The organism is Roseovarius salis (assembly GCF_044472985.1).
Taxonomy (GTDB): Bacteria; Pseudomonadota; Alphaproteobacteria; order Rhodobacterales; family Rhodobacteraceae; genus Roseovarius; species Roseovarius salis.
In genome coordinates this window covers 1-14,898 of record NZ_JBISDG010000058.1, presented here as the reverse complement: position 1 = coordinate 14,898, position 14,898 = coordinate 1, and the positions used below count along the sequence as shown (strand labels likewise).

The window sequence follows — 14,898 nt, the reverse complement described above, 5'->3', positions numbered from 1 at the left end:
GGCTCGACCAGGCCGCGGCGGAGGCGCGCGCCGCCGAGCAGATGCCCGCGGGCACCACGCCGCCGGACGCCTCCGACGAGTACCTTGCGCTCATGGACAAGCTGCGGGAGACGGTGAAAAAGCGCCCCGACGATCCGCGCGGCCTGATGCTGCTGGCGCGCAACGAGGCGGCACTCGGGAACATGACCGCCGCGCGCAAGGCGCAGGCCCAGCTGATCGACGTCAAGGGAGAGCAGGCCACCGCACAGGATTACGCGCTGCTGGCCGACCTCATGATATCCGCCGCCGGCGGCTACGTGTCCAGCGACGCCGAAGCCGCCATCCGCAACGCGCTGGCGCGCGATCCCCGCAACCCTTGGGCGCGTTACTTCCTGGGGCATTACATGATCCAGGTGGACCGACCGGACATGGCGTTCCGCACATGGGAAAAGCTGCTCGACGAAAGCGGCGCCAACGCGCCCTGGGTAGAGCCGATCCGCGCCCGCATCGAGGAAGTCGCGTGGCGCGCGGGGGTGCAATACGAACTGCCGCCGCTCGAGCAGGACACCGCGCCGGGGCCGGATGCCGCCGACATGGAGGCCGCCGGCGAGATGTCTGCCGAGGACCGCGCGGAGATGATCCGCGGCATGGTCTCGCGCCTCGCAGAGCGATTGGCCAACGAGGGCGGGACCGCGCGGGAATGGGCGCGGCTCATCGGCGCCTACGGCGTGCTGGGAGAGACCGAGCGCGCACAGGCCATCTGGGACGAGGCACAACAGGTTTTCGCCGGTCGAGAACAGGATCTGGGCATCGTTCGGGCCGCCGCGCGCGACGCCGGTCTCGTCGAATGATCATTGCCGAGATCGAGGATTTCGCGGCGGCTTTGCCGCCCATGCGCGCCGTGCTGGGGCTCGACCTCGGGGAAAAGACCATCGGCGTGGCTGCCTCCGACAGGCTTCTGTCCTCTGCCAACGCGGTCGAGACGATCAAGCGGCGCAAATTCGGGGCCGATGCCGCCCGTCTGCTTGAAATCGCACGAGAGCGCGAGGCGGCCGGCCTCGTTCTGGGGTTGCCGCGCAACATGGACGGCTCGGAGGGGCCGCGCTGTCAATCGACCCGCGCCTTTGCCCGCAACCTCGAGCGCCTGACCGACCTGCCCATCGGCTTCTGGGACGAGCGGCTTTCGACGGTGGCCGCCGAAAGGGCGCTGATCGAGGCCGATTTGACACGGAAACGTCGGAAAGAGGTTATCGACGCCGTCGCCGCGTCATATATCCTGCAGGGAGCTTTGGACCGGCTGAGGCATCTGAGGGCAGAAACGTGACCGAGAATTCCCCCGTCTGGACGCGCAAGGAAATCGAGAGCCCGTGCGTTCGTGTTTGTGTCGTCCACCCCGAAGCGCGCATTTGCACGGGCTGTTACCGCACCACGGACGAAATCGCCCGCTGGTCGAAGATGACACCCGACGAACGCCGGGATATCATGGAGGCGCTGCCCGGCCGCGCGCCGATGCTGCGCAAGCGCCGGGGCGGCCGCGCTGCCCGTATGTCCCGGGGCTGACGCGCTCAGGGCAGGTCCAGCCAGTCGCGCGTGCCGGCCGGCAGCTCAGGGCGGAAATACGCGATCATGCGCCCGTCCCTCGGTGCCCTCGCCCCGGCCTGCCAAGGGGCCACACCATGAAGCGCGAGCCGGTGCACGAGATAGGCCTCGCCGGGTTGCGCGGGCACTGTGACGCGCCGACAACTCTCGAACACCTCCCGCCGGGCGGCCTTGTAGATGTCGGTGATATCCGTGTCGGACCACTCCGCCTCGGGCAGGTGGTCCAGCGCGCGCCGGAACGCGGCGCGCATCACGTGATGGCTGCCCTGCCATACCACCAGCGGGCTTGCCCCGGGCCCGCAATCGGTCAGGGGCAGCCCGAGTATGTAGGCGTGACGCTCCTTCAGCATGCGCCGGCGCGCGGGCCCGGTCGGGAGAAGTCCGTCAACATGCGCCGCGTCGCGATCGCGCCGATAACGGAAGGCCGCCGCGCCCTCGCCCTCTCGCGGGCGGGGATAGCCGGGATAGGTCACGGAAACCTGCCCACGGTGCAGCGGCAACGCACCGTAGAGCGCCCGGGCGGCGGCGTGCGCCGCGCCGGAAAGCGGCCCGGCCCCCGCATCGCCGGCCGCATCGTTGGGCAGCGTTTCCACGCCGACGAACCATGTCCCCTCGCATTGCAGCCAGCGCGCGCGTTCCTCCGGATCGCGCACCCTTTCCCTCGCCACCGACCGCGCCGCGGCGGCCCAGTCGCTGACGGCCGGTTCCGCCGGGAACCGCGCCCAGCCTTGCGCGAGCAGCCGCTCTACCATCCGGCCGCCTTTCGCAGCATGTTGAGCGCCACCAGCGTCAGGAACACCGCGAAGACCCGGCGCAGCGGGCGCGGGTCCATGGCGTGCGCCAGCTTCACGCCCAGCGGCGCGGTGATCAGGGTCATGGCGATGACGATCACGAATGCCACGAGGTTGACCGCGCCCACCGTCAGCGGCGGGCGCTTCTCGGCCGCGATGTCGAGGAACAGGAACCCCGCCACGGACGGGACGGCGATGGTCACGCCGAAACCCGCCGCCGTGGCGACCGCGCGGTGGATCGCCACGCCGTAAAGGCTCATCAGCGGAACACCGAAGCTGCCCCCGCCGATCCCCATCAACACCGACAGGAACCCGAGCACAGGCGCCATCGCCCCCCGGGCGAGCCCCGCGGGCATCGCATTTCCAAGCCGCCATTCGGCCCGTCCCAGACCGAGATAGAGGCCGATCACCACGCCCAGCACGCCGAACACCCCCTGCAACACGGTCGAGCGCAGGGACGCGGCCACCATCACGCCGAACACCGCCCCCGCCGCGATACCCGGCGCCCAGCGCTTGAGGATATCCCAGTCGACCGCGCCCTTCCTGTCGTGGCTCAGCACGGAGCGGACCGACGTGACGATGATCGTCGCCAGAGACGTGGCAAGGCACATCTGCATCAGTTGTGGACTATCATATCCAAGTATCTGGAAAGCGTAGAAAAAGGCTGGCACAAGAACGATACCGCCCCCCACGCCCAGCAGCCCGGCGAGCACGCCGGCGAACGCGCCGATCACCATCACAAGCGCCAGCATCTGAAACAGCAGCATCGTGTCGGGCATCAGCGGCCTCCCTGCGTCACGCCGCTTCGCCTTACACCGCGCGGCGGCGAAGGGAAACCCGCTTGCCCGCCGGGATGGCCCCGGGCTACACTGCAGGCTGGCCCGCGACCTCGGCGAGCGCGGTCTCGACCAGTTCCGCCCCCGCGCCGGGCCGTGTCGCCCCCTCGGACAGCATCCTGCGCCAGACCCGCGCGCCGGGCCGGCCGGCAAAGAGGCCCAGCATGTGCCGCGTCACCTGATGCAGCTTGCCGCCCCGGGCCACGTGCTCCTCGATATAGGGCAGCATGGCGCGCACCGCCTCTTCGGGCGTCCGGTCACGGTCCGTGCCGGCAAACACCAGCCGGTCGGCGGCCCCGAGGATGTCGGCCGGTCGGTGATAGGCCGCGCGGCCGATCATGACGCCATCAAGCCCGGCCGCGAGGAACCCCAGAGCGGGATCAAGGGTCTCGATCCCGCCGTTGACCGACAGGTGCAGCGACGGGAAGCGTGTTTTCATCCTTTGCACAAGGCCATAGTCGAGGGGGGGCACGTCGCGGTTTTCCTTGGGGCTCAAGCCCTGCAGCCACGCCTTGCGGGCGTGAATGATGACGCGGCGCACGCCGGCCCCGGCGACGTGGTCGATGAAATCCGGCAGCGCCGTTTCCGCGTCCTGCCGGTCCACGCCGATCCGGCATTTCACCGTCACCTCGATATCGACCGCCTCGATCATCGCGGCGCAGCATTCGGCGACAAGCTCGGGCTGGCGCATCAATACCGCGCCAAACGTGCCCGATTGCACCCGGTCGGAGGGACATCCGACGTTGAGGTTGATCTCGTCGTAGCCCGCGGCCGCGCCCATCCGCGCCGCCGCGGCCAGTTCGGCCGGGTCGGACCCGCCAAGTTGCAGCGCAACGGGATGTTCGGCTTCGGAGAACTCCAGAAGATGCACCGCACCGCCCCGCACCAGCGCGGGCGCCGTTACCATCTCTGTATAAAGCAGCGCGTTGCGGGACAATTGGCGATGCAGGTACCGACAGTGCCTGTCGGTCCAGTCCATCATCGGGGCCACGGACAGGCGCGCGGCCTGCCAGAGTGTCGGCTGCCCTTGATTTTCCAGACCTGCCTGCATGGCCCGTCTATGCTCCTCAACGATTCCAGGCGTTTTGCCCCCGTTTTCGGGGTGGTGCAACATGTCGTTGCGCCGCTCTGCAGACCGCCCCGCGCGGCGGCATGGCCCCCGCCGGATGTCTGCGCGTGATTTGGCGGGATGGCATTCCTAGCATCGGGCCGTGCGGAAGGAAAGGCGGTGCCGTCGAGCGCGTTCCCGTTGCGCAACGAGCCGGAACGCGCCGGGCGGCCATCGCGATGATTTGACAAACGCTGCGCCGCAGTTGAGCATGTCAGGAAATGTCACCATTCGGGCCGCGTCAATCCGCCCCGTCCGGCAAGGGATGCATGAATGTCCTACGGCAAGGCCGCCGATCTGTTGCGTATCGCGAACATGGCAATGGCCAGCTTCGAAGGCGTTTCCCTGCAAGACGTCACGCGCGAATTCGAATGCGACCACCGTACCGCGCAGCGGATGATGCGCGCCTTCGAGGGCGTTTTCCCGAATGTGGACGTCACGGAGGGCGACGACCGCCGCCGGCGGTGGCACCTGCCCCGACACGATCCGCGCTGGCTGCAGGCCCAGGGGCTGCGCGACAACGAACTGGCCGCCTTGGACATGGCGGCGGAACGCGCGGAGCGGGACGGGGCGCCGGATGACGCACAGCGGTTGCGAGCGCTGAGGGACAGGCTGTTGGCGGCGATGCCGGCAAGCCAAGCGCGCCGTACCGAGGCCGACGCCGAGGCGCTGCTGGAATCCCAGGGCTTCGCCTCGCGCCCCGGCCCCAGGGTGGTCACCGACATGGACCTGCTGGGAACGCTGACCGAGGCGTTGCGCGCCCCGTGGGAATTGAAGATCCTCTATCGCGGTGCGCAGGACCGGGCCCCCAAGCCCCGCCACCTGAAGCCACATGGCCTGTTACTGGGCACCCGGCGCTACCTTGTCGCGCGGCCGTCAAAGGGTGACGGCCGGATGCGCCGCTTCCGGCTGGACCGCATACAGGCCGCCGAGATCACGGGACAGAGCTTTGCCCGCGACCCCGATTTCGATCTCGACGCCTTCGCGGCGCGCGCCTTCGGATCGTTCCATTCCGATACCGAATACGGCCCCGTGGAATGGCGTTTCACCCCGGAGGCGGCGCCGACCGCGCGGCAGTTCATCTTCCATCCCCGGCAGCAGATGTCGCAGGCGCAAGACGGTTCCCTGACGGTGCGGTTCGAGGCTTCAGGCCATCTGGAAATGGCGTGGCACCTTTACATGTGGGGCGACCAGGTCGAGGTCGTGGCACCAAAGGCCCTGCGCGACATGGTCGCCGGGTACCGCCGCGGCGATTTTCCAGCGCTTCCGTAACCTGCGGCGAGAGCGCGGCGCGCATTGCCGGTGCGCAGGTTTTTCCGGCCTCTTGTCCTTTTCATCCCGCGTTTCATCGGATTAGTCTGGGAAAAACCACTCCGGGGTTTCCACTCACGGCGGACACCCGTCTGGACCCGCAACAATGGCCATGACAACATCTGACGCCCCCTTCGGCGATGCCTGAGCAATGGTCACACCAAGACCGGGGAATCACCTTGCAGGAGTTGCCATGACATTTCGTTTCATTCATTCGTCCGACCTGCATATCGGCCGGAAATTCGTGAATATCCCCCAACCGCCCGACGGCAACATTCGCGGCCGCCTGATGGAGGCACGGCACGGCGCGATCAACCGTCTGGCACAGGCAGCGCGGGCACACGGCGCGGCGCATGTCCTGCTTGCCGGCGACACCTTCGATACCGCGACGCCGTCTCCCACGGTCATCCGGCAGGCACTCGCCGCGATGGGCGAGGCGTCCGATATCACGTGGTGGCTGTTGCCGGGCAATCACGACAACCTGCGCGACGCCGAGCCGCTTTGGGAAAGCATCGGCCGCGACGCGCCCGCCAACGTGATCTCCGTCACCGGGACCGGGCCGCTTGATCTCGCGCCGGGGGCGACCCTGCTGCCCTGCCCCGTCGCCTTCCGCTCCTCGGGTATCGACCCCACCGAGGTGCTTGTCACCATGCCCAGCGACGAGGGATCGCTGCGGATCGGGCTGGCGCATGGCGGCGTAAAGGATTTCACGGACTCCGGCGATGTCATCGCCCCCGACCGGGACCGCACCGCGCGGCTCGACTACCTCGCGCTCGGCGACTGGCACGGGCGAACGCGCGTGTCCTCCCGCCTGCAGTATTCAGGCAGCCCCGAGCAGGACAGGTTCAAGCATGGCCGGCGTGGTGTCTGCCTGTGCGTGGAACTGGACGGGCCCGGCGCGGAGCCGCGGGTCACCGAGATCGAGACGGGCGAGTTCCTTTGGACCGAGATCGCCTTGCCGCTGCATCCCGGCCAGGACGCGGCAGAGGCGCTTGAGGCCGCGGTGCCGGCGTCGGGCCGTCGCGACCTGCTGGTGCGGCTCAGGGTGACAGGCTGGGCCGGCCTGCCCGAACAGGCCGAACTGCGACTTGCGGCAGACCGTCTCGCCCCCGATTTCGCCTGTCTCGAACTGCTGACCGACGGGCTGGGAACGCAATACGATGCCCGCGACCTCGACGGGATCGACCGGGCCGGTGCCCTGCGGCTGGCGGCCAACATGCTCAAGGACGACGCCGAGTCGGAGACGCTGTCGCAGCAGGATCGCGATGTTGCGGCCGACGCGCTGGCCCGTCTTTACGCCTACGTCCGGGAGGCCTCGAAATGAAGATCCGCGCCATCACGCTGAACAATGTCCGCCGCTTCACCGACCCGGTTCGCATCGGCGAGATCGACGACGGGCTGAACGTTTTGTGCGAACCCAACGAGCAAGGCAAGTCGACGCTCTTCGACGCGATCCAGGCCCTGTTCTTCAAGCCGTACGGATCGCGCGACAAGGAGATCTCGGCGCTCCGCCCCCATGCGGGGGGCGCACCCGAGGTGACCATCGAGCTGGAGGTTGACGGGGTCCGCTTCGTCGTCACGAAACGATGGCTGCAAAAGCCCGCGGCGACGGTGCACCGCAACGGCGCCCTGATCGCGCAGGCCGACAAGGCGGAAGCGTGGGTTGCCGACCTGCTGGGCGGCGACACGGGCGGGCCGTCCGGCCTGATCTGGGTGCGGCAGGGCATGACCGATCTCGCCGGCGGCTCGAACAAGGAACAGAAGGCGGCGCTGGAGGCACGGCGCGACCTGATGTCGTCGGTCGGCGAAGAAGTGGAGGCGATGACCGGCGGGCGGCGCATGGACATGGCGCTGGCGCGGTGCCGCGAGGAACTGGCCGGCTATGCGACAAGAACCGGACGGCCATGCGCGAATGGCCCGTGGAAGGCCGCGCTGGAGCGTGTCGAAGACCTGACCGCGCGGCGCGATGCCCTCGCGGCGACGGCGGAGGACTTGCACGGCGCGCTGGCCGAGCGCAAGCGGGCGCGGCGCCACCTGCAGGAACTGGACGCCCCGCAGGCAGCCGACGAGCGGCGTCACAAGCTCGAGGCGGCCCGCGCGGCCCATGCCGCGGCAGAACGTCATGCCGAGGAGCTGGACGCCGAGGCCCGAAAAATGGACATGGCACGGCTGGAGGCCGACACGGCCCGCCATCGGCTGGAGGCGTTCCGCGAGGCCAAGGCCGAACGGACCGCGGCCGCGAAGGAAACCGAAGCGGCCGAAGCAGAGGCCCGCAACACCAAGGCCGTGCTGGACCAGCAACGCGCTGCGCGCGATGCGGCCGAACGCGAACTCGAAACCGCGCTGAAGAGGCTGAAGGACGCCGAAGGCGCCCATAACCTCGCCATGCGCGCCAAGGCGGCCCGCGACGGGGCCGACCGGCGGCGAGAGCTGGAGACGCGCATCGCCAAGGCCGAGAAGGCGCGCAGCGCGATGGAGGAGGCCGCGGCAGCGGCGCGCTCCGGCCCGGACGCAACGACCATCAACCGGATCGAAACGCTCGCCGCGGCCCATGCGACGGCCGTTGCAGCGCGGGATGCGACGGCCACGCAGATCATTGCCCGCTATGCCGGAGGCCGCGAGGGCGCGATCCGGTCAGGCGACACCGCCCTGCCCCACGGGCAAGCCATACCGCTCACGCGCGCCACGCGGTTGGCCATCGAGGGTGTCGGCGAAATCGAGATCCGTCCCGGAGAGTCCGGCCACGACGAAAGCTCGGTCGAGGCGGCCGCCGCCAAGCTGCACAAGGCGCTCGCGGAAACAGGCGCCGGCGATCTCGACACGGCCCGCGCCGCCGCCGCCGCCCGGAACGAGGCCGGGCGCAAGGAAAGCGAGGCGAAGGCCGTCCTGAACAGTCTTGCGCCCGATGGAATCGACCCGCTGCGCGAGGCGCTGGCCAAGATCCCGCAGGTGGAGGACGACGCCGACGCGCCCGACCCGCAGGATGCCGAGACCGCGCTGGAGAACGCGCGGGCGGCGCATGAAACGGCACGTGTCGCCCGAGAAGCAGCGTCTGAGCGGCTGTCGGACGCCCGTGACGCGGCGACCCGGGCCGAGACAACGCTCAAATCGCTGCGGGACCGGCTTGAGCGGGCCGAGGACGTGCTGAAAAAATACGGCGCCATGACGGAGGATGACCTCTTGGCCGAGGCCAGCCGGACCGCCAAGGCGCTTGCCGCCGCCGAGACAGCGCATGCCGAGAAAGCCCGTGATGCGCCTGATCTTGATACCACCAGGGCGGCGCTGAACCGGGCCATGTCGGTGGATCAAAGCGCGCGGGACGAGATTGCCCGCCTGAAACCCCATCTGGCCCGTCTGGACGAACGCATCAGCCGCGCCTCGGGCGACGCGGTCGAGGAAAGGCTGGCCGAAACCAAACAGGAGCTGGAGGCGGCGAACGCAGACCTTGCACGGATCGAGCACGAGGTGAAGGTGCTGTCCCGGCTGGAAGAGGCGCTGGAGACCGCGCGCAACGAGGCGCGCGAGCGCTACTTTGCCCCCATCGCAAGGGAATTGCAGCCGCTCCTGCACCTGCTCTGGCCGGAGGCCGAACTGACATGGGGCGAGGAATCGCTGCTACCCGACGCCCTGATCCGCGAGGGCCGGAGAGAGCCGGTCGACATCCTGTCGGGCGGCACGCAGGAGCAGGTCGCGCTGCTCGTGCGGCTGGCCTTTGCCCGAATGCTGGCCGCGACCGGACGGGTTGCGCCGGTCATACTCGACGACGCTCTCGTGTTCACCGATGACGACCGTATCGAACGCATGTTCGATGCCCTGCACCGCCAGGCGGGGGATCTGCAGATCATCGTCCTGACGTGCCGCCAGCGGGTTTTCCGCGACCTTGGCGGCAACCCGCTGCACCTCGCTGCCGCCGCGACGGCGAAGGCCGCCGAATGATGCCGGAGCCCCCGGCCCGCGGGTGACGGTGGCGGCTGACGGGGCCAGCTGTCAGCCGGTCGCCGGGGTGGCACCGCCGCCTGACAGGGCCCAGCTTTCCAGCGCATCGGCCCGTGGCGGCAGGTCCGTCGCGAGCCCGGCCGCGAAACTCTGGAAAGCGGCGCGGTTGGCGCCGTTCAGCCCCACCAGCACCGGCACGTCTTGTGCCAGCGCCTCGGCGATGACGTTGCGGAACCCGCGGCCCTCGGCTTCCTGCTTGCCGAACTTGTTGACGATGAGCATATCGGCACCTTCGGAAAGCCGTGCGGAAACCAGCCCGACCGCGCGCTCGAGAGCCTCCGGATCGAGGCGACATCCCCGCGCCCCCGGACCCAGCGACTGCGATATGCGCAGCACCGGCCCATCGGGCAGCACCCGGATATCCATGTCGTGGGGTCCGCCTCCCGCGGTCTGGGAATTGATCTGCACCGTTCCGCACAGCCGGACGCCCCGGGCGGACAGCCGCCTTGCGACCGTGTCGAGCAGCCGATCGACATCGCCCCTGCCGGGGGCGGTTACGTAACCGATCTTCACAATCCGCGGTCCTTGTTGTTACGGGGCGCGCGCCGCCCCTCGCACCGTTTGGCATAGCCTGCCGCTTGCGTCATGGAAAGCATGACCGCGCGGGTCCGCAATCGGCGGCCATGCCCGGTGAATTTCCCGTTTTCGCAAAAGAACCGCCGCATTCAGGCGCTAGAGTGCGACGCGGTGCACCAAAAAAAGGCCGAAGTGGAGGTTCCATGCAGCGCGTCCCCGATATCACGCGGCGGCACGCCCGCCTTTTCGAGTTGATCCGGCAAGGCAACCTCGCCATGCGGCAGCGCCGTCGGCGCCGCAGCACCGAACAGGACGTGGCGGAGGTCAAGACGCTGGTCAGGCGCGCGGGGCGATCGCTCGAACGCTAGCGGCCGGCCCGGCGGAATCCCGTCGCCACCACGTATTTTTCCGAGCTGTCGGCACGCGAGGCAGGCGGCTTCACGTTCGCAACCCTGACGAAACGCTGCTTGAGGAGTTTCTGCAGCTCCCCCTCCGCGCCGCCAGCCAGCACCTTTGAGACAAAGGTTCCCCCTTCCTCCAGCACGTCGAAGGCCAGATGGGCCGCCGCCTCGCACAGCGCGACGATGCGCAGGTGATCGGTCTGCTTGTGGCCGGAACTGGCCGCGGCCATGTCCGACATGACGACGTCGGCGCGGCCACCCAGCCATTCCTTGACCGTCTCGTCGGCACCGTCCTCCATGAAATCCAGCTGGTGCAGCTCGACACCGGCGATCGGCTCCACCTCTTGCAGATCGATACCCAGGATGTAGCCCCGTGCCTTTCCCGGCTTGTCGCCCATGGCGTTGACGCGGGGCACCGCCACCTGGCACCAGCCGCCGGGCGCGCACCCCAGATCTACCACCCGCGCCCCGGGCACGAGGAAGCGGTACTTGTCGTCCAGTTCCATGATCTTGTAAGCGGCGCGGCCGCGATACCCCTCGGCCTGGGCGCGCTTCACGTAAGGGTCGTTCAGTTGCCGCTGCAGCCAGCGCGTCGAGGAGGGCTTGCGGCCGCGCGCCGTCTTGACCTTCACGGTCAGGTCGCGCTGACCGCGCCCGGAGGTGTTCTTGCCGTCGGGTTTCTTGGCCATCAATCCCTCCTGTCCTCCAGCACGCCATCGGCCGACATCAGGGCATAGAGAATCCCCTCGCGCAGCCCGCGGTCGGCCACCGACAGCCGGTCGGTCGGCCAGCAGCGCAGAAGCGCCTGCAGGATCGCCGCGCCGGACATGATCAGGGCCTGACGGTCGATGCCGATGCGCGGGTCGCGCCGCCGCCCGGCCGGCCCCAGGGCAAGGTAGGTGCGGATCACCCTGTCGATCTCGTCGCTGGTCATGCGCAGGCCATCGACCTTGTTGCGGTCATAACGCTTCAGCCCCAGATGGCTGGCGGCCACGGTGGTCACGGTACCCGACGTGCCGACGATCTGGAAGCCCTCGCGCGGCGGCTCGTCCTTGTAAGGCGCGAATTCCGCGAGGTTTTCCTCGAAGAACCAGCTCATCAGGGCAAAGCGGGCGCTGTCGTCCTCGACGTCGCGGAACTGGTCGCGCAGCGTTGCCACGCCGAGGGGAACGCTGATCCAGTCGACGACCCGCGCACAGGGCCGATCCTTGTGCAGCGGCTCGAACCCGCCATGCATCTGCATGATCGCCCGCGCGCGCTCGGGCGGGGGCACGTCGGTCAGATCGATCCAGACCAGCTCGGTCGACCCGCCCCCGATATCGACCACAAGCAGCTGTTCCGTTCTGGAACTCACAAGCGGCGCGCAGGACACCACCGCAAGCTGCGCCTCCTGCTGGGGCTTGATGACCTCCAGCGTCAGGCCGGTCTCGCGCCGGACGCGATCCATGAACTCGGGGCCGTTTGTCGCGCGCCGGCAGGCCTCGGTCGCCACGAGGCGCATCCTGCGCACGCGGTGGCGCTTCATTTTCTGCTGGCATACGCGCAGCGCCTGAATGGTCCGGTGGATCGCCGCACGCGAAAGCCGGCCGGACCTTTCCAGCCCCGCGCCGAGCTGCACGGACTTGGAAAAGCTGTCGACCACGACAAACTGGCTGCCCTGCGGGCGGGCAATCAGCATGCGGCAACTGTTTGTCCCCAGATCCAGCGCCGCGTAGAGCGGCGGCGAATCGGGTCGGACCAGTGCGGGGCTATCGACCTGTTTCGGGATCGCGCCCGCACCAACGGGACGCTTGGGCGCCATCTTGCTACGCCCTCCATTTCGAGTTGTCATCAAGGTAGGCGTTCGCAGGCGGGCGTGCAAGCTTTTGCGCGGGCGCGGCTGCGACCGGCCGGTTGCGGCGGCGCCACCCAACGGCCACATGCGCAGGGCCGTCATCGGCACACTGTCGCTGTCCGGTCGCGTTCTGTCGAAATTCGACGCCGCGGACGAGACGCTCTGCTTTAGAGAAGGCCCAATGACTCAGGGGAATCAACCATGGTTGACGTGACAATCGTCTATTGGCGGGACATCCCGGCGCAGGTGATCGTCGGCAAGGGACGCCGGGGGGCTAAAAGGCCGTTGCCGGAACGTTTCGAACAGGCCATCGACCGCGCGGCGATGAAGGTCGGCGCCGACGACACCGACGCCTATCTGGCCGAGTGGCGCAAGGCCGCCCCCTACCAGGTGGAGGGCGACCCCTCCAACGTGGCCGAGGCCGAAGCGGCCCGGCTGGACGCCGAGTACGATCAGGACCGTATCAAGGCCCTGATCGCGAACGATGGCTGGGCATGAGCCCTGTAAATGCGCTATGGGAGGCCGTGATGGGTCTGTTGAATTTCAAGAAGCGTGAAACGGCCGCCACCCCGGCCACCGGCGCCACGCCCGAGCTCGAGGCACTCCTGCGGGACTACTCGATCGAGGTCATGCCGCGCACCGCCGAGAAGGTCGAGGATTTCCGCGACCTGCTCCCGGCAGAGACGCGCGTCTACATCGCCCACATCGAGGGCACGCCGATCGAGGACATGGTGGACACGGCCCGCCGTATCTCGGCCGAGGGCTTCCGCGTGATGCCGCATTTCCCCGCCCGGATCATCAAGGACCGGGACATGCTGGCCGACTGGATCGGCCGCTATCAGGGCGAGGCGGGGGTCGACCAGGCGCTGCTGCTGGCGGGCGGGGTGGACAAGCCGCACGGCAAGTTCGACAGCTCGATGCAGCTGATGGAAACCGGCGAATTCGACAAGGCCGGATTCAAGCGGCTGCACGTCGCGGGCCACCCCGAGGGCAACCGCGACATCGACCCGCAGGGCGGGACGAAAACGGTGGACGAGGCGCTTCAATGGAAACAGGCGTTTTCCGAACGCACAGACGCCGAGATGGCCATCGTCACGCAGTTCGCCTTCGATGCCGATCCGATGATCGCATGGGCCGACCGGCTCCGGTCCGAGGGGATCACCCTGCCCATCCATATCGGGATCGCCGGGCCGGCCAAGCTGCAGACACTGATCAAGTTCGCGATCGCCTGCGGCGTGGGCCCGTCCTTGAAAGTGCTGCAACGCCGCGCGATGGACGTCTCGAAACTGCTGATGCCCTACGAGCCCACCGAGGTGCTGACGGCGCTGGCCGACCACAAGGCCGCCAACCCCGACTGCAGCATCACCAACGTGCATTTCTTTCCGCTCGGCGGGATCAAGGCCAACGCAAACTGGGCCATCGAACACGGTGGCGACGCCACCAAACCCGTCAACGCCTCGTGAAGGACCCAACATGACCCGCACCATCGTCGAGAGCAAAACCAAAACCGCCGTTCTGGGGTTCGACGAACCCTTCTGCGTGATCGGGGAACGGATCAATCCGACCGGCCGCAAGAAACTTGCCGCCGAGCTCGAGGCCGGCGATTTCTCGACGGTGGAGGCGGACGCCGTCGCCCAGGTACAGGCCGGGGCGAACGTGCTCGATATCAATGCGGGGGTCGTCTACAATTCCAACCCCGACCCCAACCAGACCGAGCCGCCGCTGATGACGCGGATCGTCGAGCTGGTGCAGGGGCTGGTCGACGTGCCGCTGTGCATCGACAGTTCCGTGCCGGCGGCGCTGGAGGCCGGGCTGGAAATGGCCCATGGCCGCCCGTTGCTCAATTCCGTCACCGGCGAGGAAGAACGGCTGGAGGCGATCCTGCCGCTGGTGAAGAAATACAACGTGCCGGTGGTGGCCATCTCCAACGACGACACGGGCATTTCCGAGGATCCCGAGGTCAGGTTCGCCGTGGCCAGGAAGATCGTCGAGCGCGCCGCCGATTTCGGCATTCCCGCCCATGACATCGTCGTGGACCCGCTGGTGATGCCGATCGGCGCCATGGGGTCGGCCGGCCAGCAGGTCTTTACCCTTGTGCGCCGCCTGCGCGAGGAGCTGGGTGTGAACACCACCTGCGGCGCCTCCAACATCAGCTTCGGCCTGCCCAACCGGCACGGCATCAACAACGCCTTCCTGCCGATGGCCATGGGGGCGGGAATGACCAGCGCGATCATGAACCCGATTGCCCTGCCGGTGAAGCAGTCCGAGATCGAGGCCAAGAAAGCCGAGGCCGCCGCCGCGGGCATCGCGCTGCCCGAGGACATGGATGACGAGACCTTTTGCCGGCTTTTCAATCTCGGTTCGACGAAGCCGCGGCCGGGCAAGGAGATGGAGGCGATCCGCGCCGCCAATTTCCTGACCAACAACGACCCGCATGGCGGCGAGTGGATCAAGTTCAACAAGGCCCCGCCCAAACCGGGCGAGGAGGCCGCCGGCGCGCGTGGCGGACGCCCGGGCGGACGCCGCC

Annotated in this window: 16 protein-coding genes; 10 read left to right on the top strand and 6 right to left on the bottom strand. The window is 68.3% G+C overall.

Going from position 1 to position 14,898, the window contains the following annotated elements; all coding sequences use genetic code 11:
- The 3 genes from ACH13J_RS16980 to ACH13J_RS16970 form a co-directional block, all read left to right on the top strand.
- The coding region (locus ACH13J_RS16980; RefSeq protein ID WP_397544536.1) for a tetratricopeptide repeat protein at positions 1–830 on the top strand (830 nt) is incomplete at its 5' end.
- A complete protein-coding gene (gene ruvX, locus ACH13J_RS16975; protein ID WP_397544535.1) occupies positions 827–1,303 on the top strand; it encodes a Holliday junction resolvase RuvX in 477 nt (158 codons plus the stop codon). The genes ACH13J_RS16980 and ruvX, both read left to right, overlap by 4 nt.
- Positions 1,300–1,539 (top strand): DUF1289 domain-containing protein, encoded by a 240-nt coding sequence (locus tag ACH13J_RS16970; protein WP_397544534.1) that lies wholly within the window; start codon positions 1,300–1,302, stop codon positions 1,537–1,539. The genes ruvX and ACH13J_RS16970 overlap by 4 nt, the downstream gene beginning before the upstream one ends.
- Positions 1,540–1,544: 5 nt before the next feature.
- Here the strand turns inward: ACH13J_RS16970 and ACH13J_RS16965 are convergent, their stop codons facing one another.
- The 3 genes from ACH13J_RS16965 to dusA form a co-directional block, all read right to left on the bottom strand.
- Positions 1,545–2,330, bottom strand: coding sequence for a hypothetical protein (locus ACH13J_RS16965; protein WP_397544533.1), 786 nt, complete (start codon positions 2,328–2,330; stop codon positions 1,545–1,547).
- Positions 2,324–3,148 (bottom strand): TSUP family transporter, encoded by an 825-nt coding sequence (locus ACH13J_RS16960; protein WP_397544532.1) that lies wholly within the window; start codon positions 3,146–3,148, stop codon positions 2,324–2,326. Before ACH13J_RS16960 ends, ACH13J_RS16965 begins: the two co-directional genes overlap by 7 nt.
- Before the next feature lie 85 nt (positions 3,149–3,233).
- Entirely contained in the window at positions 3,234–4,256 is a 1,023-nt protein-coding gene (gene dusA, locus ACH13J_RS16955; protein WP_397544531.1) for a tRNA dihydrouridine(20/20a) synthase DusA, read from the bottom strand.
- Positions 4,257–4,586: 330 nt separating this feature from the next.
- On the opposite strand from dusA, the gene ACH13J_RS16950 reads away from it, so the two are divergent.
- The 3 genes from ACH13J_RS16950 (at position 4,587) to ACH13J_RS16940 (ending at position 9,560) form a co-directional block, all read left to right on the top strand.
- Complete coding sequence (locus tag ACH13J_RS16950) at positions 4,587–5,585, top strand: WCX domain-containing protein (protein ID WP_397544530.1); 999 nt, start codon at positions 4,587–4,589, stop codon at positions 5,583–5,585.
- Positions 5,586–5,817: 232 nt separating this feature from the next.
- On the top strand, positions 5,818–6,948 hold the full coding sequence (locus tag ACH13J_RS16945) for a metallophosphoesterase (RefSeq protein ID WP_397544529.1): 1,131 nt from the start codon (positions 5,818–5,820) through the stop codon (positions 6,946–6,948).
- Positions 6,945–9,560 (top strand): AAA family ATPase, encoded by a 2,616-nt coding sequence (locus tag ACH13J_RS16940; RefSeq protein ID WP_397544528.1) that lies wholly within the window; start codon positions 6,945–6,947, stop codon positions 9,558–9,560. Before ACH13J_RS16945 ends, ACH13J_RS16940 begins: the two co-directional genes overlap by 4 nt.
- Positions 9,561–9,611: 51 nt before the next feature.
- On the opposite strand, the gene ACH13J_RS16935 is transcribed toward ACH13J_RS16940, so the two are convergent.
- A complete protein-coding gene (locus tag ACH13J_RS16935; RefSeq protein ID WP_397544527.1) occupies positions 9,612–10,133 on the bottom strand; it encodes a DUF2478 domain-containing protein in 522 nt (173 codons plus the stop codon).
- A 206-nt stretch (positions 10,134–10,339) separates the two neighbouring features.
- On the opposite strand from ACH13J_RS16935, the gene ACH13J_RS16930 reads away from it, so the two are divergent.
- Positions 10,340–10,504, top strand: a complete 165-nt coding sequence (locus tag ACH13J_RS16930; protein ID WP_397544526.1) for a hypothetical protein — start codon at positions 10,340–10,342, stop codon at positions 10,502–10,504.
- Here the strand turns inward: ACH13J_RS16930 and ACH13J_RS16925 are convergent.
- A complete protein-coding gene (locus ACH13J_RS16925) occupies positions 10,501–11,226 on the bottom strand; it encodes an SAM-dependent methyltransferase (protein ID WP_397544525.1) in 726 nt (241 codons plus the stop codon). The two genes, ACH13J_RS16930 and ACH13J_RS16925, sit on opposite strands and share 4 nt — an antisense overlap.
- Positions 11,226–12,338 (bottom strand): Ppx/GppA phosphatase family protein, encoded by a 1,113-nt coding sequence (locus ACH13J_RS16920; protein ID WP_397544524.1) that lies wholly within the window; start codon positions 12,336–12,338, stop codon positions 11,226–11,228. The genes ACH13J_RS16925 and ACH13J_RS16920 overlap by 1 nt, the downstream gene beginning before the upstream one ends.
- A gap of 234 nt (positions 12,339–12,572) precedes the next feature.
- Between ACH13J_RS16920 and ACH13J_RS16915 the strand changes: the two genes are divergently transcribed.
- The 3 genes from ACH13J_RS16915 to ACH13J_RS16905 form a co-directional block, all read left to right on the top strand.
- Entirely contained in the window at positions 12,573–12,869 is a 297-nt protein-coding gene (locus ACH13J_RS16915; RefSeq protein ID WP_397544523.1) for a virulence factor, read from the top strand.
- A 29-nt stretch (positions 12,870–12,898) separates the two neighbouring features.
- Entirely contained in the window at positions 12,899–13,834 is a 936-nt protein-coding gene (locus ACH13J_RS16910) for a methylenetetrahydrofolate reductase (RefSeq protein WP_397544537.1), read from the top strand.
- A 10-nt stretch (positions 13,835–13,844) separates the two neighbouring features.
- Positions 13,845–14,898 (top strand): methyltetrahydrofolate cobalamin methyltransferase (locus ACH13J_RS16905; RefSeq protein ID WP_397544522.1); only part of this gene is annotated, 1,054 nt, incomplete at its 3' end.

Excerpts from the sequence above, each read along its gene's own strand:
- ruvX (WP_397544535.1), top strand. The coding sequence starts at position 827 with ATGATCATTGCCGAGATCGAGGATTTCGCGGCGGCTTTGCCGCCCATG.
- ACH13J_RS16965 (WP_397544533.1), bottom strand. The coding sequence starts at position 2,330 with ATGGTAGAGCGGCTGCTCGCGCAAGGCTGGGCGCGGTTCCCGGCGGAA.
- ACH13J_RS16960 (WP_397544532.1), bottom strand. The coding sequence starts at position 3,148 with ATGCCCGACACGATGCTGCTGTTTCAGATGCTGGCGCTTGTGATGGTG.
- dusA (WP_397544531.1), bottom strand. The coding sequence starts at position 4,256 with ATGCAGGCAGGTCTGGAAAATCAAGGGCAGCCGACACTCTGGCAGGCC.
- ACH13J_RS16950 (WP_397544530.1), top strand. The coding sequence starts at position 4,587 with ATGTCCTACGGCAAGGCCGCCGATCTGTTGCGTATCGCGAACATGGCA.
- ACH13J_RS16945 (WP_397544529.1), top strand. The coding sequence starts at position 5,818 with ATGACATTTCGTTTCATTCATTCGTCCGACCTGCATATCGGCCGGAAA.
- ACH13J_RS16940 (WP_397544528.1), top strand. The coding sequence starts at position 6,945 with ATGAAGATCCGCGCCATCACGCTGAACAATGTCCGCCGCTTCACCGAC.
- ACH13J_RS16930 (WP_397544526.1), top strand. The coding sequence starts at position 10,340 with ATGCAGCGCGTCCCCGATATCACGCGGCGGCACGCCCGCCTTTTCGAG.
- ACH13J_RS16925 (WP_397544525.1), bottom strand. The coding sequence starts at position 11,226 with ATGGCCAAGAAACCCGACGGCAAGAACACCTCCGGGCGCGGTCAGCGC.
- ACH13J_RS16920 (WP_397544524.1), bottom strand. The coding sequence starts at position 12,338 with ATGGCGCCCAAGCGTCCCGTTGGTGCGGGCGCGATCCCGAAACAGGTC.
- ACH13J_RS16915 (WP_397544523.1), top strand. The coding sequence starts at position 12,573 with ATGGTTGACGTGACAATCGTCTATTGGCGGGACATCCCGGCGCAGGTG.
- ACH13J_RS16910 (WP_397544537.1), top strand. The coding sequence starts at position 12,899 with ATGGGTCTGTTGAATTTCAAGAAGCGTGAAACGGCCGCCACCCCGGCC.